Here is a 21,029-nt window from a genome sequence, read left to right on the forward strand (position 1 = left end):
AAACTAATTCACCCCTTCTGCTAACATATTTTCATACTGCTCAGCTTCTAAGTCAAGGCCAAGAGCTAAGTGAGCTGTTATTAAATAACTAATAACTCTAGAAGAATATTTATCGCTTATCATATCTTGAAAACGCTTAATTGCTGCTAAATATTCACCACGCTTTAGGTAAAATTCACCAATAGAATACTCTTTTTTTGATATATGTTCTGTGATTAATTTTTCTTTTTCTTTGATCTCTTCTATATATTCGCTATTCGGAAAAAGATTAATATATTCAGTAGCTAGCTCTAAAGTTTTATATGCAATTTGTTGCCCAAGCTGCACTTTGTTAATTTGCATGTAATAAGATAATACTCTTAAGTAATATACATATGGCAAATCTTCACCATTTGGATAAACGTATATATAATCATCCATATCACTTGCAGCACCGCTGTATTTACCCATATTATAGTGAGAAACCCCAGACAATAATTTGGCTTTCATTGCCCAATAAGATAAAGGATACAAATCCTCTATCTTTTGAAATGCTCTAATAGCTTGCTTATATTTTTTCTGATCATAAAGCTTAACTGCCTCCTCATATAGTTCAGTTTCAGTGTGTTCAAGATCATTCGCATACGACTGCGTGAAGGGGCAAGTCAGAAGAAAAAAGCATATGATTAAAGTCTTATACATAAGATTTTTTTTGATCAAAATAAAGTATAGACTAAATATTACCTAAATAAACAAATTTTTGGCATTATCATCGAACGAAAAGCGGCTCTTGGCCACCATTACCTATATTGCTCGCACCACCACCTATTGCAACACCCTTTCCACTCACTTCTACGTTCTCTAGCTTTTTACTATAAGAATGCGTAATCAATCCACTTCCTACCATCAAAAGAGCAATACCTACCAGACCTAAAGCAGGCCCAACAGCAGATGATGCTAATGCTACTCCAGAAATCAATATTATTTTCCTGATTAGTAATAAAGAAGAACCAGCGAGCATTAACTTAGCTGCAGACATATTGCTTGTCTTTTTTTCAGATTTCTCATCAAAATCTTGCTCTTTTTCTACTTCAGAATTTTTATTTTTCTTGTACTCACGATAGCAAAAAGTAGCACTCGCTACAAAGTAAAATAGACTAGAAATTGAAAAAGCTACGTCTCCTATTATTCCTTGCTCCAATGCTTCACCTACTATGCTAGCCACAATAACTAATGTAACTAAAGCAGCATCAGCATAGTTAAAGTAATCATCAACGGTACAAGGAAGGTCTCTCTTTTCTTTTTCTCCATCTTCAATATTCTCCAACTCTCGTTCTTTTTCTGCTATTTTTCTATTATTATAAATTAAATATAGCGTGCAAATAAGGGATAAGACTGTGAAAGGTAATATAGTGTGGCCTAATGAGCTGCTTATAAGGCCAAGTAATACCTGATCGCTATATGTTTTTTCGAGCTCAATTGCCATCAATAATGCAAATGGAACCATTGTTACCAATGATACACATTTCCTATGTAGCTCTCTTTTTTTTAACGTTAATAACTCCTGTTCCAGCTTCTGCTTTTTTTTTCCTTCTTCAAGTATTAATAGTTCTTGTTCGAGCTTTTTGCTTTTTTCTTCCTCTCTTTCTTTTCTGACTTCTTCATCAACTGTTGGCCAAAAATCTCGAAAAAAATCCTCTATTTTAATATCTTTCTCAGAACTTGATCTCTTAAAGGAAGACTCAGTATTAAAGCTATCTATAATAATACCAGTCATACAAACTTGACTAATTTATAAACTAATACATTATACAGGATTTTAACTAATCAGTCAATATTGTGAAATTATTAACTTTCTTTGTATGCTCTTAAGTAATTTAGTCAATCTGTTTGATGCCAGCTAGAACGTAATTATAGCCTGACCACATAGTCATAACAGCCGCAGCCCATAAGCAAACCACACCTATATATTTAGTTGCTTCATAATCACTCATTATTAACGCTACTATAGCAACCATCTGCAAAAATGTTTTAATTTTCCCAGCCTTACTCACAGGTAAACTAACGTTTGTAGCTATCAAGAACTCCCGCAAGCCTGAAACTAATATCTCCCTACAAACAATTATAACTGACGGTATAATTGTAATATCATCTATCTTATGCTTATAAACTAGCATGATTATTGTTGAAGCTACTACTAACTTGTCGGCAATTGGATCAAATAACTTGCCAAAATTCGATTGGACTTTCCATGCACGCGCTAAATAACCATCAAAAAAATCTGTAATGCACGCAAACATAAAGATCAATATTGTTATTAGACTTGCATACTTACTTTCTATATAAAAGCTTGATATTATTGCCGGTATTGCGAGCGCACGAGAAATTGTTAGCAAGTTAGGCACGTTTTTCTTAAGCATGTCACATCACCCTACGTAGTAGATAAATTTATACAGAAGTACAATAGAGTTCACAAGCTAATAGTTGAACATTCATAAAAACCCCATATACTTAGGAAATTACTAACAATAAGCTCAAAGCATAAGAATGAATAATGATTTAGATAACACCACAAAACAAGAAGCACTGAAGTATCATAATAGGGGTGGTAAACCTGGTAAAGTGTCGATTATACCAACAAAACCCTTATCCACACAGTATGACCTATCACTTGCTTATTCCCCTGGGGTTGCAGCTCCATGCCTTGCAATAGCTAAAAATCCTAAAGCTGTTTATGATTACACGGCAAAAAGCAATTATGTGGCTGTCATTTCAAATGGCACCGCAGTGCTGGGACTTGGCAATATCGGTCCTCTTGCTTCAAAACCCGTCATGGAAGGAAAAGCTGTTTTATTTAAGCGTTTTGCTGACATTGATGCAATTGATATAGAAGTTGACACAGAAAACATAGAAGATTTCATCAATGCAGTAAGGTATCTTGGTCCAAGTTGGGGGGGAATAAATCTAGAAGATATAAGATCTCCTGATTGTTTTATAATAGAGAAACGTCTAAATGAGTTGATGGATATTCCGGTTTTTCACGATGATCAACATGGAACTGCAGTAGTTGTTGCAGCTGGTATAGAAAATGCCCTCGATATTGCTGAAAAGAAATTAGAAGACGTCAAGATCATCATGAATGGAGCTGGAGCAGCTGGTATTGCGTGTTTGGAAATACTAAAGTCTATGGGCGCTAAGAACATAGTACTATGTGACAAACAAGGAGTAATACACAAAGACAGAAAAGAGGACATGAATGAGTGGAAGGAAAAATATGCAATTGACACTAAAGAACGTTCTCTACTTGATGCCATAAAAGGCTCTGATGTATTCATCGGACTCTCTGCAAAGGATGTGCTCAGCGAAGAGATGTTAAAAAGCATGGGTAAAGACCCGATCATTTTTGCTCTTGCTAATCCTGATCCAGAAGTAAGGCCTGAATTTGCAAAGTCTGTAAGGCCAGATGCAATAATTGCAACTGGTAGGTCAGACTATAACAACCAAGTCAATAACGTAATGGGGTTTCCTTATATATTCAGAGGAGCACTTGATGTACATGCAACGACAATAAATGAAGAAATGAAAATTGCCGCTGCAGATGCAATAGCAAAGCTTGCCCGTGAGCCAGTGCCGAATGAGATATCTGCAGCCTATGGCGGTCGAAAAATGAGCTATGGACGTGAATATATAATACCTACTCCATTTGATCCAAGATTAATTTCTATAGTATCTCCTGCTGTTGCAAAAGCTGCAGTTACCTCAGGTGTGGCAAGAAAGGAAATAAAGGACTGGAGTGAGTATGCAAGTCAATTAAAATCTCGTCTTGCTAGTGCTCTCAATACGCTCAATTTATTGTCTTCACAATAATCAATTGCATATTTTAGACTTATAATTAAAATAAACTGATGACTATTACAATTCACGAGTTAGAGAAAATTATCAAACAATCATTTCCTGATGCTGATATAAAGATTAAGGACCTTGCTGGAGATGATGATCATTACCATTTAAAAATAACTTCCAAGTGTTTTTCTGGAAAGACAAAAATAGAACAACACAGAATGGTATATAAGGCTCTTGAAGGTCAGTCTATACATGCATTGCAATTAGAAACTAGCACTTAAAATTAAGGTGATATTTATGAACAACTTTGAACAAATAAAAAAAGACATAGCAGAAAACGATGTAGTGCTGTATATGAAAGGCACCTCTGACTTTCCTCAATGTGGATTCTCTGGACTCGTCGTGTCAATTCTCAAAAAATTGAATGTAAAGTTTAAATGCATCAACGTACTTGAGAATGATGAAATACGTCAGTCCATAAAAAGTTTCTCTGATTGGCCAACAATTCCACAATTATATATAAAGGGAGAGTTTATTGGTGGTTGTGACATAATTCGTGAGATGTATGAAAAAGGTGAGTTACAAAATTTGCTAAAAGAAAAAAAGGTTATTGCAGAGTAAGTTTACACAGCAGAGTGGTAAAAGAGAAAACAAATGGTGTCATTTGATACTGGAATGTAACCTTACCTTCTACCTTTTCTACCCTGATGAACGAATAGCTTTTTAGTAGTTTTTTTTCATCTCAAAATCTACCAACTTTTGAATTCTTTTTTTTACAAGAAAAAAATTGCTTGCGCATATTTAAAATGTGATTATAATCATAATTAGAGATATTTTAAGAGCTCAGAATCTATCTTTGTCTGCAGACTTTTTCTATTAAACAATCAAATTCATTAAAAAATGTAGTGTATCTTCTTCAGTGTATACACGTATACTTAATCTCTGTCGTATGTGCACTGCATTTTTTTTTAACTCTTTTTATACAGGGGGATTTTATGTCCAGAATTCCAGATACTTGACCTTTACTTTAGCTAATAAAAACCAACTGGTACCATGGTTTTTATAAAGAAAGCTTAACAAAAAACCGTTTCATGGTAAATTTGCCATACACACTTAAAAAGTGGTCATATCTGTATAGGTATGGTGTTCATATTTATATACTAAAATAGATATAATATGTATTTGCACAATATTTAAACTGTGTGTCTAAAGCAAAAAACAAAGATGATTCATTATCAATTTTCTATGGTCAGTACTTGACACTAAAGTGACGAGAAAAAAGCACTGGTTTCACATACATCTGAACAGATACACTGAATTTGTTAAACCTTATCACCAGGCTTAACAAATAGATTGGCTAATGTACCTCAGTCTCAGTTGCACATATCTCCTTTACATCACATTTTCAACTTATTGTCTTTGTGCTTTTCTTGATTTAGTATAAGATTCTACTTTTGCCTCTTTTACAGTCGTACCTGGAGCAATATCTCCGTCACTTTCTAAGCTATCATTAGAAGAAGCACTTCTGTCACTTTTTAAATTGTCATTGGAAATATCCATATCTTTAACTTCTACGTTAGCACTTTGCTTAGCAAGATTTTCAACTGTTTGGAGATTTTCTTTCGGAACTGCTGTCAGTTTTTGGTCTAATTTTGCTTGCATTAAATTTACTATCTCTGTGTGATTTCTTTCGCGAGCTAAGTCTAAAGGTGTTTTATTATCCTTACTTTTAGTTTCTATGCTAGCCCCTTGATCAACAAGAAATTCAACAATCTCTTTATGGCCTCTCTCAGCAGCACGGTGCAATGGCGTCCGTCCTTTCTCGTCTTTAGTTTCTATGTTAGCTCCTTGCTCAACAAGAAATTTAACAACCATTATATGGTTTCTCACAGCAGCATAGTGTAAAAGTTTCCATTCTTCCTTGTCTTTAGTTTCTATGTTAGCACCTTGCTCAATAAGATTTTTAACTGTTTGGAGATTTCCTCTTATAACTGCAACTCTCAAGTCTTTATCTAATTTTGCTTGCGCTAGAAAATTTACCATTTCCATGTTATTTCTTTCGCGAGCTAGATCTAAAGGTGTTTTATTATCCTTATTTTTAGCTTCTATGTTAGCACCTTGCTCAACAAGATTTTTAACTGTTTGGAGACTTCCTCTTGCAGCTGCAGCTATCAAGTCTTTATCTAATTTTGCTTGCGCTAGAAGATGTACCATTCCCGTGTTATTTCTTTCGCGAGCTAAGTCTAAAGATGTTTTATCATCCTTATTTTTAGCTTCTATGGTAGCTCCTTGAGCAAGGAGAAATCTAGAAAGCTCGAAATGGCTATAAGCAACAGCATAGTGTAAAAGTGTCCATCCATTACTATTAGCATCATCAATCCCCATCCCCTTAGTAAGAAAAAATTCCACTATATCTTTATAACCTTCTTTAGCAGCTATATGTATAGACTTTTTACCTTCATAAATAACTTTAGCATTAATATCAGCTTTTTTTTCATTCACAAGAAATTCAACAATCTCTTTATGGCCTTTCCATGCAGCATAGTGTAAAGGCGTCCATCCATTACTATTAGCATCATCAATCCCCATCCCCTTAGTAAGAAAAAATTCCACTATATCTTTATAACCTTCTTTAGCAGCAGCATGTATAGGTTTTTTACTATTACAATTATCTTTAGCATTAATATTAGCTTTTTTTTCATTCACAAGAAATTCAACAATCTCTTTATGGCCTCCCCATGCAGCATGGTACAATGGTGTCCGTCCTTTCTCGTCTTTAGCTTCTATGTTAGCTCCTTGATCAGCAAGAAATTTAACAACCATTATATGGTCTCTCCCAGCAGCATAGTGTAAAGGTGTCCATTTATCATTATCAGCATCATCAACCCCTATCCCCTTACTAAGAAAAAATTCTACTATTTCTTTATGACCTGCTTTAGCAGCAGCATGTATAGGCTTTTTACTATCACCATTAGCTTTAGCATTAATATTAGCTTCTTCTTCATCCACAAGAAATTCAACAATCTCTTTACGGCCTTTCCATGCAGCATAGTGTAAAAGTGTCCACCCATCATTGTCTTTAGCTTCTATGTTACCACCTTGCTCAATAAAATTTTTAACTGCCTGGATATTTCCTTGATCTACCTCTTCAATTAATTCAGAACTTAAACTCATTTTGCACTCCTAATATGTTTAAATTGGTATTTAGTAATATAAAAGTACTTAAGTCAATATGTTTTTTGACATATGATAAAAAATTTTTCACAAAAATGTAAATTTGCTATGACAAGTACGTTTCTCATCTTAATTTCTGTATAGTCTCTTAAACTTCAATTCACGTAATTGACTTTCCTTTTTCATCAGTCAAATTAGTGAATGCGGGACCCAGTCGTTTTGCACAAAAATGTTGTAGAGCGCTTTCGTGTTTACCAATTTAGTGCCCAATCGAATTCCTAGATTCAAGTGTCAAGCACTGTCCTCCTGCTGAAACAATGCTCGTAGTTATGTGTCACGGGTTACTATGTGCCATATTGCAACGTTCGTACAGTTGTATGGTTGACATTCGAGTTATACCTTATCACCAGGCTTAACAAATAGATGGCCCAATGTTATTAACTTTATAGGCTTACTTTCATTATTTGCGACTACCCAAACTCCATCGTCTTCATGGTCAACAATTTCTATTGGTGTAAATACTACATAATTATTGTCATCAACAATCTTTATTCCAAGAATACCATCGTCATTTAAGCTCAAAGCTGAAGAGGGAATTTTATATGCAAATTTTTCACCTGAAGGTAGGCTTACACTAGCAGTCAGTCCTTGCAAGGATATAATTTCATTATCAGTTACCTTGACCTCCACTCTATAAGATCCAGTTTTAGGCTCAGCAATTTTACTAATAAAACTCACTTCACCTACTAATTCCCTTCCGTCTAGCAAATTAATTTGCGCTGCACTACCCAGTTTTATTTTATTTACTTCATTTTCTGAAACATACAACACTACAAGAACCTGATCAAAATTAACTATGTCAGTTATCTTATGTCCAAGATTAACAAAATCCCCTTCATTTACGTTGATCTTATCTACATAACCATCAATAGGGGATTTAATCGCAGTATTTTCTAAATCCAACTCTAGCCTTTTTAGGTCAGCTTTTGCACTCTGCAATGCAGTAAAAGCTGCTTCCACTCTTATCTGTGCTCCATAGCCTTTTTTATTCAATTTTTTAGAGGAATCATACTCAATTTCACGCTGATTTAACAAAGCTTTGGCTTTCTCAACTTGTGCAACTCTGTCATAATCTTCTATCTTTAAAATTACATCGCCTCTTTTTACTTTTTCACCATCAGACAAATAAATAGCAATAACTTGACCACTTGTTCTTGAGACAAGGCTTGCCCTATGCAAGGGATTTACTGTACCAGAAAAATTTAAATATACAGTGCGATTTTGTGGAGTATAATCCTGAGTTTTTACTGAAAAACTACTAATTGGATTATCACTATGAACCGCCTGATCTTTTTTTAAAAATGTATTGTTGATAAAAAACAGTAGAATAAGAGCAATACCGGAAACGATGATTACTTTGTTTCTCATCCTTAAACAGTAAAGTTTATTGACCAATCTTGTTAGAAATAACTGCATAAATTTTCGAATCAGAAGTGTAAGTATAACACAGCTATTGTCACTCTATAAATAGTTTTATATGAGCAAGTTTTCTTACAATAAATAAGTTTTTATTGCAAAAATGCAATTTTTAATCAAATAAAAAAGTTGTGCATAAAATTTCCATCATATTATATGATGAAAATAAGAATATTGTAACAAAACTAAATATATATTTAAACAGAGCTTTAGCCCATCACTAAACCAACACCCAATTGCTCAACACTATCAATTTTAATTTGTAAAGTGCCCTTTATAAATTTATTAGCCTGGTCTGTACTCATAAAAACTGCATGTTTATTGGGCATTAATTTTTCCATAACAGCTCTATCTTTATTTTGCAAATGACAAATATAGCTATACTCTTTGAAATCTAGAAGTTTAGCAAAGCCATCACGATCATTCTTATGGTGAAAAGCAACATTTATACCTACTATTTCGTCCGTTTCTTGCAGCTTTCCATCTTTATCTATTACCTGTGCCTTAGCAAGCGCAACTGTAGGCTTATGGCCATAATTTGCTCCAATAATTCTCCTTATTGAGTGTTCTATTGCCATTTTTATTATTTTAGGATTACTGCAGGCATCTACTTTAGCATAAACCGACTGGCTTTCTAATTTCTCTGAGTATTTTTCATTAAATTCTTTTATCCTGTGAAAATGTCTTTCATATTGAGTCAATCCATCTTTCCCTTTTTTCTCCATCCTTTCCAAGAATTTCTCTACAGGTTCTCGTTTGGCTAGACTAATTTTGCGTATAAGCGGAATTTGTTTTTTCAAGCTAATCCAATATGGTAGGCAAACAACTTTTGCATCTTCCGAAAATAGACCTTCTAATTTTTTCACTGCATTGTATAAGTTTGCTGATTCTGGTTTATAATGCCCACTATTATTGTCTATATAAGTTATTTTACCATTTACCACTTTCATTAAACCAGAACATAAAATCGGCTTACCGCCTGCAAGAGTTGAATGACGATAAGCCCATTCGCTTTTGTTAACATTAATATGTTCATGAGTTACTAATTTTCCATCAAGCGTGATAACATAAGCTACACAACCTTTTTTACCCTTACTAATTTTATCAGTTGTATCATATAGTTTGCTTTTAAAGACTTTTAACTTGTTACCTTCCACTTCTGGAATTAAGTCCACGTATAATTTTCCTTTATAAGGAATTTTAGTATATTCTGCTTGGTCATCTGGAGTAAAATACTTAACCCTTGTATTAGTTCCAGGAATTTTTCTTCCTTCAACTCCAACTTCTGGAAACAAATTATATCGTGGAAAAAAATAAGTAAAATTATTCTCTATCCAATACAGAATCTTATTTATGATACCAAAAACTTTTCTATTACCTAAATCAATAGAGAGTTGCTGTTCCTTTGGTACTGCTAGATGATTGGACTTTGTACCAGACTTGCCAAATTCTTTGGCAGCATATTTAAACTTTTCTAGTAAATATTCCTTACGTTCTTTTAATATTGACATTTTTACCTAACTCACTATTACTTTATCTTATATTATTTTAAACAAAAAGTCAATCTTTCTTAAGATATTAAGAAAAAAAGTAGCAGCAAAATAGCTAAACTGACTTAGATTTATCGACAATTTGAAAAATCATCATTCCGCTACTTGTTAGCGAAATCTATGTTCGTACAGTTGTGCTGCCCAACAAACTTATGCTAAGCTGTGCTGCCACTAATTTTGCAACCAGTACTCTATAAGGCGAGCATGACACATAATCAACCCCTGATTTGATGAAAAACTCTATGGACTGTGGATTCGCTCCATGCTCTCCACATATACCAAGTTTAATTTCTTTTCTGGTTTTTTTGCCCCTTTCGATAGCTATTCTGATTAATTCCCCTACCCCTTCGACATCTAGCACCTCAAAGGGATCGTTTTTGAATATGTTGCTTTCCTTATAAGAATCGAGGAAATTAACTGAATCATCTCGTGAAAGTCCCATAGTTGTTTGTGTTAAATCATTAGTGCCAAAACTAAAAAATTCTGCGTGTTTTGCGAGTTTGTCAGCAATCAGTGCTGCTCGTGGAAGTTCTATCATCGTTCCGATTGAATAGTTCACATCGAAATTTTCGGCTTCTTTCTTTATTAACTCGCATATCAGAATAAACTCTTTCTCACTCATGATAAAAGGAATCATGATTTCAGGTTTCACTTCTATCTTCTTTTCTTTCCTTAATTCACTTGCAGCACTGAGTATTGCCCTAATCTGCATTTTATATATTTCAGGATGAGAAATAGCAAGCCTACACCCTCGATGGCCAAGCATTGGATTTTTTTCTGATAACTGCGCTATTTTATTTTTTACTGATTCAACTGACTTATTCAGTGATTTGGCAATTTTCTCTATAATAGATTGATTGTGGGGCAAAAACTCATGTAGAGGTGGATCAAGTAAACGTATAGTAACCTCCCTGCCCTCCATAATAGAAAATATTTCTTTGAAATCAGACTTTTGCATTTCTTCGAGTTTATTTAATGCATTTGTCCTTTCATTTTCATCATCAGCTATTATCAACTTTTGAATGAATTCGATTCTATCACTAGCAAAAAACATATGTTCTGTGCGACATAATCCTATACCTTCTGAACCGAATTCTTTTGCAATTTTTGCATCTTTTGGAGTATCAGCATTCGCTCTCACCTTCACTGTTTTGATTTCATCTACCCAGTTAATTATCGTTTTGAATTCTTGAGATAATTCAGGCAAAATTGTAGGGAGAATACCAAGCATAACCTCTCCTGTTCCTCCATTGATGGTGATTGATTCACCTTTATTTACTTTTATATCCCCTATAGAAAGAAATTTTTCATCTTTATCAATATAAAGTCCATTTAGACTACAAATGCATGGTTTACCCATTCCACGAGTTACAACAGCGGCATGCGAGGTCATACCTCCTCGCGCTGTTACTATTCCACTTGCAGCATTCATTCCATTAATATCTTCAGGGCTCGTCTCTGATCTTACCAAAATTACTTTTTTACCCTGCTCTGCAGCTTTTTCAGCATCACTTGCACTGAATACTACATATCCAGAAGCAACACCTGGAGAAGCTGGCAGTCCTTTGCCTATTACTTCTTGATCGATTTTAACATCAAGAACTGGATGTAATAAATTGTCAAAAGTTTTTGGATCAATTCTCAATATTCCTTCCTCTTTTGTAATCACTCCTTCGTTTACCATATCAACTATTATGCGAATAGCAGCTTCGGCTGTGCGCTTGCCAGACCTAGTCTGCAAAATCCATAACTTACCGTCCTGTACAGTAAATTCGATATCCTGCATGTCCTTATTATGACTTTCAAGTTTTTCACATACCGCGCATAATTCTCGGTAGATGTTTGGTAGCAACTTCTCTATGGTGTTTTCTTGCTCGCCGTTAACTGGCATAGGAGTATAAACACCAGAAACCACATCCTCACCCTGAGCATTAACTAAAAACTCACCAAAAAGCTTTTTTTCTCCAGTTGAAGGATTACGTGTAAATATCACGCCGGTTGCAGAATTATCATTTAAATTACCAAAAACCATTGCTTGCACGTTGACCGCTGTTCCAAGGTTTTCAGGAATATTATGTATTCTTCTATAGGAAACAGCCCTATCATTTTTCCAAGAGGCAAATACTGCATTAACTGAGTTTAACAATTGCTCTTCAACGTTCTGCGGGAAATTTTTTCCTATTTTCTCACATACTATCTCTTTAAAATCATTAACAATTTTCTTTAAAACATTAACATCAAGATCAGCTAAGCTTTTTGCTCCACTCTTTTGCTGCTCATTATCAATAACATCTTGAAATAGGTGATGATCAAGCTGTAGTACAACACTCGAGTACATCATGATGAAACGGCAGTAGCTATCGTAAGCAAAACGTTCGCCACTTTTTTTTGCAAGCCCAACAACGGTTTCATCATTTAGACCAACATTTAAAATAGTATCAAGCATGCCCGGCATTGAATTCACACTACCAGAGCGTATGGAAACTAATAAAGGATTATTTGAATCCCCGAATTTACAACCGATGTCACTTTCGAGCATCGCCATGTAGTTTTTTATCTCGTTACGTAGATCACAAGACAATTCATTATCTTGACAATAGGCCTGACAAACAGCAGTGGAAATTGTAAAACCAGGTGGAACAGGAATGCCAATGTTACACATCTCTGCCAGATTTGCTCCCTTCCCTCCTAGTAGATTTCTCATTGCTGCATTACCTTCACAGTTGCTTTGGCTAAAGTAATATATTAACTTTTCTTGCATTTTTTTCGGATTTTCACTAATAAACATACTATACATACTATTCTAATAAATTTGTCAGGCAGGAGTAATAAATTTTGTAAAATTCAGCACAATTAAATAGCCTCTTTTCCTTTCATTCTAATGTCCCTATTGTCATTCAAGTCTGTCATCTCAATGACCTCTATGATGTCATACCTGTTGGAGTATGAATGTAGCCTTATCTCACACTCCTGTCATCCCAGTACTGGGATCCAGAAGACTGATCAAGTAATAAGAACTAGTCACGCGCTGGCTCTCTTAAATTACTTTAGCTATAAGTGTTAAGAAATTTACCAGTCAAAAAAAGGCAAAAGAATCCACATGGTGCTGATTTTATTACTGTAATTGATAATGTGCTAACGCTTAAACGAAGCGAGTTTAGGCTGAATAGAAAAAAATAAAAAAAGGCATGCAGCCGCCATAATTTTCGCCAATAAACACAAGAGTTGTCAAGAAGCTTCTATTAAATGAAAGTTATGAAAAAAATCTATTGCAAGTCTTTTAATATTCTGTTAAGAGCTGGAATAATATAAAAATTATCATGTTCGGATTAGAAGACAGGAAATTTCTGATTACTGGTGCATCAGGCGGGATAGGGCAAGCAATTGTAGAAATTATGCATAAGGCCAGAGCAACTTTATGTATTTCTAGTACAAAAAAAGAAGTACTCGAAGAAGTTGCTAAAAAATATGAAAAAAACATTCACGTACTCCCTTGTGACTTATCAAATGCTGAGGAGGTAAATCAACTAATAAATAAAGCAAGTGAGTCGATGAAAGGCTTTGATGGGCTCATATGCAATGCAGGCATTACACAAGACAGTTTATTGCTGAGAATGACAGATGAAGCATGGCAAAAGGTGATTGATATTAATTTGAGCTCTACATTTACACTAAATAGAGAAGCATGCAGGAAATTAATTAAAAATAGCTGGGGAAGAATTATAAATGTTTCCTCAATAGTAGGTTTAACAGGCAATGCTGGGCAGGCAAATTATGCAGCTTCTAAAGCTGGAATGATAGCTATGAGCAAATCTATAGCAAAAGAAGTTGCAAGTCGCGGTGTAACAGTAAATTGCATTGCTCCTGGATTTATAGATACTAAAATGACTGAAGTTTTAAATGAAAAACAAAAAGAAAAAATATTAGATAACATTCCAATGAAAAGAATGGGAACAGGAGAAGAAATAGCAGCAGGGGTATTGTTTTTAGCAAGCGACGAAGCAAGATATATAACGGGGCATGTGCTTAACATCAATGGTGGGCTATTTATGTAGCAACACTTATTTATGGACAAACTATGAGTTTTACCTTAAAATAAATATATATAAATTTAGATTCACACTAGTTTATTACTTGGAGGCAAAAGAATGAGCTATATAATAAAAAAATTTTTTAATGCTTTATGTATAGTGCTGTTTCTCTCTTTTTCAGATTACGCAAGTGCTGCTAATGATATAGATGATACAACTGCCCAAGTAATATGTAATATTATTGGTTATATTTGGGGAATAGGCGGACCACTTATGACTGTAGTCATAATAGGTGCAGCTTTGCTTGCAATATTTGGTAGAATGCCATGGCCAGCTCTCTTTGCCTTAGGTATGTTTTGTGGTGTATTTTTTGGCGCCAAAACGATTATAATGAAAATTATACCCAATATAAGTACTGAAGTAAAAGATATGTTGGATAAGTGTGGAAAATAATCCTAAAAGTAAGCGTGTTTTTGTGTGTATTGTTGTTTCATATCTTCAATTTGTAGCAAGTAAGAGCTGTCTTTTGGTAAGCTTTTAACAGCTAAATCGGCGTATTTCATAAATTTCTCTAAATTACCTTCAATACAAGCCTTTTTCGTCAAAGCAAAATAATACATTGCTATATCAGCGCTACGTTTATATGCAATACTTAAATACTTCCAGACAAAGGCGTTATTTGTTTCTACGTTTGCAACCTGCTCTAGGTAAAAAATTGCCTTCTCTATTTCACCGTGTAATAATAAAGTATGAGATAACGCAAGTTTCACTAAATAGTTATTCTTCTCAGATAAATATCTAAGTGATTCTTCATACATTTTTATTGCTTCACTTAAATTTCCAGCTTTGTATAACATCTCCGCTTTTAATTCATATAAATAAGGATCATTGCGTGACTCTTGAATCAATGAATTAACTTTAGTAATAGCCTCTTCTATCTTTCCTTGCCTATAGTGAATTACAGCATTTACATACTTAGAACTACCTTCATATTTATTAGATAACACATGAATAGGAGCAAAGAAAGAGTCTAGCTTTGCAACCATACGCTCAAACTTCAGCAATTTATCTGCAAGGATTGGTTTTATATTGTTTTTAACCTTATAATTCTGTACAGCAAATATACGCTTATCACTAAGTGGGTGAGTGCGGAAATACTCTTCAGTGTTTTCATGCTCAATACTCTTAAAATAGTCAAAAATCTCTTTCATACCCAAATTATCATAGCCAGATTCATCTAGGTATCTTAAAGCATAGCTATCTGCTACACTCTCTTGCTCTTGAGAATAGTTAAAAAACAACCTTGAACTAAGCGTTACACCACTAAGCAAGATTGCACTCGCAACCTGAGGGTTAATGACAATACTAGAAACTAATCCTACCATATAACTAATCATTGCTATTGATTGAAAATAACCTACAGCACTACTCATTTGTAATACATGACCAGCAGATATATGAGCAATTTCATGTGCTAATATACCAAGTAAGACATAAGGTTCAGTCGAATATTGTAAAAGCCCTAAATGAATGAAAATGCTATTATTGTTAATTACAAAAGCATTAATCGATCTATCATCAACTATAAAAACTTTTATTTTATCATTATCAATACCCGCAGCAGAAAATAAAGGTTGCGCTAGATCCTTAACTACCGCTTCCACTTCACTATCTCTAATAATACTAACAGAGTAAGCGCTATTACAGTATACGAAAAAAAATAGTAAAACAAAAAGCTTAGACATGGAAATTCCTTGTTTGTATAACTTTGAGGAATTTTGTATTTTAACACTTAAACTATACGAATCTATAAACGCTAGTTTAAATTTTGAACGTAACTGATAAGTTTATCAATGGTAGTTAACTTAATATTATGTTGTTCAGCAAATTCAAGCAACTGGGGTAAGCGCATCATAGAGCCATCATCATTCACTAATTCACAAATAACTGCAGAATGATTACATCCCACTAACTTAGCTATCTCAACACTTGCTTCAGTATGACCAGCACGTTGCTCTACTCCACCCTCATGTGCAATCACAGGAAAAATATGACCGGGAGTTATAATGTCATCCTGAGTTCTATTTTTATCAATAGCAACATGTATAGTTTTTGTTCTATCCTCAGCTGAAACACCCGTAGTAATACCATAACGTGCATCAATTGATGTAGTAAAAGCAGTATGATTTTCACCAACATTTTTTTTTTCCATGAAACTAAGGCCTAACCTTTTCATGTGAACTTTAGTCATTGCTAAACAAACAATCCCTGTACCGTATCTAACCATAAAAGCCACATGTTCTGGCTCTAATTTCTCAGCTAATACAATCAGATCACCTTCATTCTCTCTGTTTTCATCGTCAACTAAAATGAATAATTTACCAGAACTAGCATCCCTCAATACATCTTCCACAGAAGAAATACCGGGTAGACTAATTGAAGGATAAGTTACTTGTACCATGATTTACTTAAACTCAATCTTAACTATTTTATACAATTTCTCTCCATTTGGCACTATCACTTCCACATACTCACCAACTTTTTTGCCAATTAAAGCACTACCGAGTGGTGAATCCGTAGAGATCAACTGCTTTGAAGCATCAGCTTCATACCCACCTACAATCTTATAAACATATTCTATTTCACTGTTATCATCACCGAGCATGCTTACCGTAACAGTTGCACCAAACATTACTGTATCACCAGACAAATTTTTTACTTCTATCACTTCTGCATGTGAAAGTTTACTCTCTACCTCAATTATGCGGCCTTCAATAAAACTTAATCTTTCCCGTGCTGCATGGTATTCTGCATTTTCAGATAAATCGCCTTGATCACGAGCATCAGAAATAGCCTGTATGATAGAAGGTTTTTCTTCCTTTAATTTCTCAAGTTCGACTTGCATACTCTCAAAACCTTCCCTTGTAATAGGAAACTTGTTAACAATGGATGAAGTCATAATCACCGCCTAAACGCAATTAAATTGAGTGACAAAATCACTCACAATACCAAGAATATCATCTTTTATATCATCATTCATGTCACCTGACAACTTTTTTAAAACTCCAGGGTGAACAGTTTGAAAATAATTGATAAGATCACACTCGAACCTATTGATGTTGCTCACCTGTACCTTATTTAATTGACCATACAGATTAGAAAAGATATACATAAGCAATACTTGCTCTTCTATTTGCATAGGTGAATACTGTTTTTGCTTTAATAATTCAATAAGGTATTTACCTTTGTTTAAGGACAATTGAACAGTAGCATCAAGATCAGAACCAAATTTAGCAAAGTCTTCCAGTTCTCTATATTGGGCCAAACTCAGCTTTATAGAACCAGCAACTTTTTTCACAGATTTCAATTGTGCAGCAGAGCCAACCCGAGAAACCGATAAACCTATATTCACTGCAGGGCGAAATCCTTTGTGAAATAATTCAGACTCAAGAAAAATTTGTCCATCGGTAATTGAAATCACATTAGTTGGAACATATGCAGATACATCACCAGCCTGAGTCTCAATAATCGGCAAAGCAGTCAAAGATCCCTGTCCTTTTTCATCAGACATTTTGGCAGCTCTTTCAAGCAAGCGAGAGTGTACATAGAATATATCTCCAGGATAAGCTTCACGACCAGGAGGACGTCTGAGCAATAAGGACATCTGCCTATATGCCACAGCATGCTTAGATAAATCATCATATACCACCAAGCAATGCATTCCATTATCACGGAAAAATTCTCCAATAGTGCAACCGGTATAAGGTGCTAAAAATTGCATAGGCGCGCAGTCAGATGCGCTAGCCACAACTACGGTTGTATACTCTAATGCTCCACTTTCTTTTAGCTTATTCACCACTTTTGCTACTGTCGAAATTTTTTGTCCAATAGCAACATAAACACAGTAAATTTTTTGATTTTCGTTTACCTCATCATTAATCTTCTTCTGATTGATAATAGTATCAATCGCAATAGTGGTTTTACCAATTTGTCTATCGCCAATAATTAATTCACGTTGCCCTCTACCTATAGGAATCAACAAATCTATAATTTTAATTCCTGTCTGCAGAGGTTCATGCACAGATTTACGGTCAATAATACCTGGCGCTTTAGATTCTATATACATTTTGTTCTTGGCTCTAATTTCTCCACCATCGTCTATAGGATCGCCTAATGCATTTACAACTCTCCCTAATAATTCATGACCTACAGGCACCTGTACAACATCACCACTACATTTTACAACGTCCCCTTCTTTTACATCACGGTCATTGCCAAGCACAACTATTCCAGCTGTATCATGATCTAAATCAAGAACTATTCCTTCTACACCGCTTGCAAAAGATACCTTTTCACCAAACTTTGCTTTTTCCAGCCCATAGACCAATGTGATACCATCCGTTACTGAAATTACTTCACCTATATTTTCTCGTTTTATAGGATTATCAAATGTCTCAACCTTCTCTTTTATTATGTTTACTACTTCAGAGGCATTCATGCTATTCTTCATATACAATTCCTTATTTTCAACATTTCCATTTTACTCAAATCAACCAATCTATCCAAATAACTCTTAAGCGAAGCATCAATCAAGTTAAAACCATACCTAACTACAAAGCCACCTAGTATAGAAGGATCAACCACATGACTGACTTTTATTATTTTACCAAGAAAGTTCAAAGATTCAGTAATTATTTTTATATCAGGTTTCTTTAAAATCTCTGCTGATTTTATAGTAATTTCCAATTCATTTTCACTTTCCCTTACAAGATTTAAGAATTTTTCTAATATAAGGATTAATAAACGGGAGCGCTTGTTTGCAAGTGTAACCATAATAAATTTGACTAAGTTTTCACTCAAGTTCTCCTTTATAGAAAGTATCGCTTCTTTTTTGTGCAAAAGAGAAACCATAGGATGAGATAGATACACAAAAACATCTTGATCTTTAAAAAAAGCTAACAAAAATTCTACTTCTTTTCTTATAATACCTAATCTGCTTCCTGAGACATGAAACAGTGCTCTAGCATAAGATGAAACTAAATTATTGTTTTTCATATTCAATTACCTATTCTAGTAAATCTAAATTATTTTAGCTACCATTGTTCAATCCAAGCATTTTTTATATAAATAGGTCTTCTCCTTAAGGAAAGAAAACATAAATCATATCTGACTGAATAATCTAAAAAATCAAGATTTTTACTTAAGAAATATTTAGAAGAATTTATAATAGACTGACACTGAAAATGAGATATCGGTACTTCTTTTCCAAATAAACTTGTTTTAACTTCTATAAAAATCAGCTCCCTTTTTTTAGATACAATTAAGTCAATTTCACCCAACTTACAACGGAAGCGACGTTTTATAACATTATAGAATTTCAGCTTTAAATATATCGAAACTAACAATTCTCCAAAGTAACCTACAAAATAGCGCAACCTACTTACCATAAAAAGAATAATTAGCTTTGTGTAACTACTTTGCTTCCTTTTTTATTTTTACTATAAATCTCACCTTTTGCTGAAATATCTCTATCAACTAGCTCTATCACTGCCATTGGAGCGCAATCACCCTTTCGAGTACCAAATTTTATTATTCTAGAATATCCACCTTTACGGTCTTGATAACGATTAGCTAGAACGCTTAATAATTTATCAACTACTAACTTACTATTATGAAGACGTGAAAGCAAAAGCCTTCTACCATGTAAAGAATCGTTATTCTTAGCAATTGTAATAAACTTTTCCACATATGGACGAAGTGCTTTAGCCTTTGGTAAAGTAGTTACAATCTGCTCATGATTAATTAACGAGATAGATAGATTCTTTAACATTGATAACCTATGCTCGGTACAACGAGACAGTTTATTTTTCTTTATTCCATGTTTCATATACTACCTAATCCTCATCAGTATGTTGTTTAGCCAGTTCATCTATATCCTTAGGCGGCCAATTTGGTATATTCATACCCAAAGACAAACCTGAATTATTTAAAATTGCCTTGATTTCATTCAAAGACTTTCGGCCAAAATTAGCAGTTCTTAACATTTCAACTTCCGTCTTTTGCACAAGATCACCTATATAAGTGATATTTTCATTTTTCAGACAGTTATGAGATCTAACAGATAATTCCATTTCATCTACTTTACGCAATAGAACAGGATCATAGCCCAAATCTTTAGCACCACTAGACAAAGAAACTTGCGATTTTTTATAACTAATATCAGAACTAATAAAAGGCTGAAATTGCTCCTGTAATATTCTTGCAGCATAGTCAACAGCTTGACTTGGAGAGATTGTACCATCAGTTTCAATTGACAATATTAGCTTATCTTTATCAGTAACTTGACCAACACGACTATTCTCTACTCTATACGAAACCCTCTCGACAGGACTATATAAAGCATTAACTGGAATAAAACCAATTAAATCTTGTTCATTCATAAGCTTTAAAAATTCATTTTCTTTATATTTATTTACAGGAAGATAACCTTTTCCGCTAGCAACATATATAGTAATGTTAAGCTCCACATCTTGACCTAGTGTACATATCACCAAATCTTTATTAACAATAGAGCATTGGTCATCAGTTTCTATCATTCCAGCTAATACTTGACAAGGCCCTTTAGCGCTCAAATTTAAGCACTTATTAGACGTGTTATTTAACTTACATCTCAACATGCCCATATTTAATGCTATATCAGTTATGTCTTCCCTAACTCCTTGGATCGAAGTAAATTCATGATTCACGCCTTCAATTTTTATTCCATAAACAGCACTACCGCGAAGAGAAGACAACATTACACGCCTTAATGCATGACCCAACGTTAAAGCAAAACCACTTTCCAAAGGTTCTAGAACTATATCACTTTTTTTACTTGAATCACCTGATATTACCTTAATCGCATTAGGCTTAGTTAATCTATCTAAATTTCCACAGAAAGAGACATTATCACTATAATACATACAAAAACCTTCCA

Annotated in this window: 20 protein-coding genes; 5 read left to right on the top strand and 15 right to left on the bottom strand. The window is 34.2% G+C overall.

Annotated features, from left to right (window positions below; genetic code table 11):
• Nucleotides 1–3: 3 nt before the first annotated feature.
• The 3 genes from bamD to pgsA all read right to left on the bottom strand — a co-directional run bounded on the left by bamD (nt 4) and on the right by pgsA (nt 2,399).
• A complete protein-coding gene (gene bamD, locus AAGD65_RS05190; protein WP_264682389.1) occupies nt 4–681 on the bottom strand; it encodes an outer membrane protein assembly factor BamD in 678 nt (225 codons plus the stop codon).
• 67 nt (nt 682–748) lie between these two features.
• On the bottom strand, nt 749–1,756 hold the full coding sequence (locus AAGD65_RS05195; RefSeq protein WP_264682387.1) for a hypothetical protein: 1,008 nt from the start codon (nt 1,754–1,756) through the stop codon (nt 749–751).
• A gap of 100 nt (nt 1,757–1,856) precedes the next feature.
• Entirely contained in the window at nt 1,857–2,399 is a 543-nt protein-coding gene (gene pgsA / locus AAGD65_RS05200) for a CDP-diacylglycerol--glycerol-3-phosphate 3-phosphatidyltransferase (RefSeq protein WP_006012406.1), read from the bottom strand.
• Nucleotides 2,400–2,526: 127 nt separating this feature from the next.
• Between pgsA and AAGD65_RS05205 the strand changes: the two genes are divergently transcribed.
• From AAGD65_RS05205 to grxD, 3 genes are read left to right on the top strand one after another with little or no spacing between them, the layout of a single operon-like run.
• On the top strand, nt 2,527–3,846 hold the full coding sequence (locus AAGD65_RS05205; RefSeq protein WP_264682385.1) for a malic enzyme-like NAD(P)-binding protein: 1,320 nt from the start codon (nt 2,527–2,529) through the stop codon (nt 3,844–3,846).
• Nucleotides 3,847–3,884: 38 nt separating this feature from the next.
• The gene (locus AAGD65_RS05210; RefSeq protein WP_264682383.1) at nt 3,885–4,103 is read left to right on the top strand and encodes a BolA/IbaG family iron-sulfur metabolism protein; all 219 of its coding nucleotides are present in this window, start codon (nt 3,885–3,887) and stop codon (nt 4,101–4,103) included.
• A 16-nt stretch (nt 4,104–4,119) separates the two neighbouring features.
• Complete coding sequence (gene grxD, locus AAGD65_RS05215; protein ID WP_264682381.1) at nt 4,120–4,443, top strand: Grx4 family monothiol glutaredoxin; 324 nt, start codon at nt 4,120–4,122, stop codon at nt 4,441–4,443.
• A gap of 789 nt (nt 4,444–5,232) precedes the next feature.
• On the opposite strand, the gene AAGD65_RS05220 is transcribed toward grxD, so the two are convergent.
• From AAGD65_RS05220 to ppdK, 4 genes are all read right to left on the bottom strand, one after another.
• Nucleotides 5,233–6,996: an ankyrin repeat domain-containing protein gene (locus AAGD65_RS05220; protein WP_264682379.1), complete on the bottom strand. Its 1,764-nt coding sequence runs from the start codon at nt 6,994–6,996 to the stop codon at nt 5,233–5,235.
• A gap of 393 nt (nt 6,997–7,389) precedes the next feature.
• Nucleotides 7,390–8,424: an efflux RND transporter periplasmic adaptor subunit gene (locus AAGD65_RS05225; RefSeq protein ID WP_264682377.1), complete on the bottom strand. Its 1,035-nt coding sequence runs from the start codon at nt 8,422–8,424 to the stop codon at nt 7,390–7,392.
• Nucleotides 8,425–8,681: 257 nt separating this feature from the next.
• Entirely contained in the window at nt 8,682–9,983 is a 1,302-nt protein-coding gene (locus tag AAGD65_RS05230) for a hypothetical protein (protein ID WP_264682375.1), read from the bottom strand.
• Between the two features lie 157 nt (nt 9,984–10,140).
• On the bottom strand, nt 10,141–12,810 hold the full coding sequence (gene ppdK / locus AAGD65_RS05235; RefSeq protein ID WP_264682373.1) for a pyruvate, phosphate dikinase: 2,670 nt from the start codon (nt 12,808–12,810) through the stop codon (nt 10,141–10,143).
• A gap of 532 nt (nt 12,811–13,342) precedes the next feature.
• On the opposite strand from ppdK, the gene fabG reads away from it, so the two are divergent.
• Together fabG and AAGD65_RS05245 are read left to right on the top strand one after the other, a co-directional pair.
• On the top strand, nt 13,343–14,077 hold the full coding sequence (gene fabG / locus AAGD65_RS05240; RefSeq protein WP_264682371.1) for a 3-oxoacyl-[acyl-carrier-protein] reductase: 735 nt from the start codon (nt 13,343–13,345) through the stop codon (nt 14,075–14,077).
• A 93-nt stretch (nt 14,078–14,170) separates the two neighbouring features.
• The gene (locus AAGD65_RS05245; protein WP_264682369.1) at nt 14,171–14,506 is read left to right on the top strand and encodes a TrbC/VirB2 family protein; all 336 of its coding nucleotides are present in this window, start codon (nt 14,171–14,173) and stop codon (nt 14,504–14,506) included.
• 2 nt (nt 14,507–14,508) lie between these two features.
• Here the strand turns inward: AAGD65_RS05245 and AAGD65_RS05250 are convergent, their stop codons facing one another.
• From AAGD65_RS05250 to AAGD65_RS05285, 8 genes are all read right to left on the bottom strand, one after another.
• A complete protein-coding gene (locus tag AAGD65_RS05250; protein WP_264682367.1) occupies nt 14,509–15,798 on the bottom strand; it encodes a M48 family metalloprotease in 1,290 nt (429 codons plus the stop codon).
• A 71-nt stretch (nt 15,799–15,869) separates the two neighbouring features.
• On the bottom strand, nt 15,870–16,514 hold the full coding sequence (gene ribB / locus AAGD65_RS05255) for a 3,4-dihydroxy-2-butanone-4-phosphate synthase (protein ID WP_007302560.1): 645 nt from the start codon (nt 16,512–16,514) through the stop codon (nt 15,870–15,872).
• Nucleotides 16,515–16,517: 3 nt separating this feature from the next.
• A complete protein-coding gene (gene greA / locus AAGD65_RS05260; protein ID WP_007302559.1) occupies nt 16,518–17,012 on the bottom strand; it encodes a transcription elongation factor GreA in 495 nt (164 codons plus the stop codon).
• Between the two features lie 9 nt (nt 17,013–17,021).
• A complete protein-coding gene (gene atpA / locus AAGD65_RS05265; RefSeq protein ID WP_264682364.1) occupies nt 17,022–18,563 on the bottom strand; it encodes a F0F1 ATP synthase subunit alpha in 1,542 nt (513 codons plus the stop codon).
• Nucleotides 18,560–19,108, bottom strand: coding sequence for an ATP synthase F1 subunit delta (gene atpH, locus AAGD65_RS05270; RefSeq protein WP_064085599.1), 549 nt, complete (start codon nt 19,106–19,108; stop codon nt 18,560–18,562). Before atpH ends, atpA begins: the two co-directional genes overlap by 4 nt.
• Before the next feature lie 38 nt (nt 19,109–19,146).
• Nucleotides 19,147–19,500 carry a YraN family protein gene (locus AAGD65_RS05275; protein ID WP_010404733.1) on the bottom strand — a complete coding sequence of 118 codons (354 nt, stop codon included), beginning with the start codon at nt 19,498–19,500 and terminating at the stop codon, nt 19,147–19,149.
• An 11-nt stretch (nt 19,501–19,511) separates the two neighbouring features.
• The gene (rplQ, locus tag AAGD65_RS05280) at nt 19,512–19,940 is read right to left on the bottom strand and encodes a 50S ribosomal protein L17 (protein WP_010404731.1); all 429 of its coding nucleotides are present in this window, start codon (nt 19,938–19,940) and stop codon (nt 19,512–19,514) included.
• Nucleotides 19,941–19,947: 7 nt separating this feature from the next.
• A complete protein-coding gene (locus tag AAGD65_RS05285) occupies nt 19,948–21,015 on the bottom strand; it encodes a DNA-directed RNA polymerase subunit alpha (protein WP_264682360.1) in 1,068 nt (355 codons plus the stop codon).
• Nucleotides 21,016–21,029: the final 14 nt, after the last annotated feature.

This window comes from Wolbachia endosymbiont (group B) of Chesias legatella, from assembly GCF_964026945.1.
Lineage (GTDB): Bacteria > Pseudomonadota > Alphaproteobacteria > Rickettsiales > Anaplasmataceae > Wolbachia.

Excerpts from the sequence above, each read along its gene's own strand:
- ribB (WP_007302560.1), bottom strand. The coding sequence starts at position 16,514 with ATGGTACAAGTAACTTATCCTTCAATTAGTCTACCCGGTATTTCTTCT.
- AAGD65_RS05230 (WP_264682375.1), bottom strand. The coding sequence starts at position 9,983 with ATGTCAATATTAAAAGAACGTAAGGAATATTTACTAGAAAAGTTTAAA.
- AAGD65_RS05250 (WP_264682367.1), bottom strand. The coding sequence starts at position 15,798 with ATGTCTAAGCTTTTTGTTTTACTATTTTTTTTCGTATACTGTAATAGC.
- greA (WP_007302559.1), bottom strand. The coding sequence starts at position 17,012 with ATGACTTCATCCATTGTTAACAAGTTTCCTATTACAAGGGAAGGTTTT.
- AAGD65_RS05275 (WP_010404733.1), bottom strand. The coding sequence starts at position 19,500 with ATGGTAAGTAGGTTGCGCTATTTTGTAGGTTACTTTGGAGAATTGTTA.
- AAGD65_RS05245 (WP_264682369.1), top strand. The coding sequence starts at position 14,171 with ATGAGCTATATAATAAAAAAATTTTTTAATGCTTTATGTATAGTGCTG.
- rplQ (WP_010404731.1), bottom strand. The coding sequence starts at position 19,940 with ATGAAACATGGAATAAAGAAAAATAAACTGTCTCGTTGTACCGAGCAT.
- AAGD65_RS05205 (WP_264682385.1), top strand. The coding sequence starts at position 2,527 with ATGAATAATGATTTAGATAACACCACAAAACAAGAAGCACTGAAGTAT.
- AAGD65_RS05210 (WP_264682383.1), top strand. The coding sequence starts at position 3,885 with ATGACTATTACAATTCACGAGTTAGAGAAAATTATCAAACAATCATTT.
- ppdK (WP_264682373.1), bottom strand. The coding sequence starts at position 12,810 with ATGTTTATTAGTGAAAATCCGAAAAAAATGCAAGAAAAGTTAATATAT.
- AAGD65_RS05220 (WP_264682379.1), bottom strand. The coding sequence starts at position 6,996 with ATGAGTTTAAGTTCTGAATTAATTGAAGAGGTAGATCAAGGAAATATC.
- fabG (WP_264682371.1), top strand. The coding sequence starts at position 13,343 with ATGTTCGGATTAGAAGACAGGAAATTTCTGATTACTGGTGCATCAGGC.
- atpH (WP_064085599.1), bottom strand. The coding sequence starts at position 19,108 with ATGAAAAACAATAATTTAGTTTCATCTTATGCTAGAGCACTGTTTCAT.
- grxD (WP_264682381.1), top strand. The coding sequence starts at position 4,120 with ATGAACAACTTTGAACAAATAAAAAAAGACATAGCAGAAAACGATGTA.
- AAGD65_RS05195 (WP_264682387.1), bottom strand. The coding sequence starts at position 1,756 with ATGACTGGTATTATTATAGATAGCTTTAATACTGAGTCTTCCTTTAAG.
- pgsA (WP_006012406.1), bottom strand. The coding sequence starts at position 2,399 with ATGCTTAAGAAAAACGTGCCTAACTTGCTAACAATTTCTCGTGCGCTC.
- AAGD65_RS05285 (WP_264682360.1), bottom strand. The coding sequence starts at position 21,015 with ATGTATTATAGTGATAATGTCTCTTTCTGTGGAAATTTAGATAGATTA.
- AAGD65_RS05225 (WP_264682377.1), bottom strand. The coding sequence starts at position 8,424 with ATGAGAAACAAAGTAATCATCGTTTCCGGTATTGCTCTTATTCTACTG.
- atpA (WP_264682364.1), bottom strand. The coding sequence starts at position 18,563 with ATGAAGAATAGCATGAATGCCTCTGAAGTAGTAAACATAATAAAAGAG.
- bamD (WP_264682389.1), bottom strand. The coding sequence starts at position 681 with ATGTATAAGACTTTAATCATATGCTTTTTTCTTCTGACTTGCCCCTTC.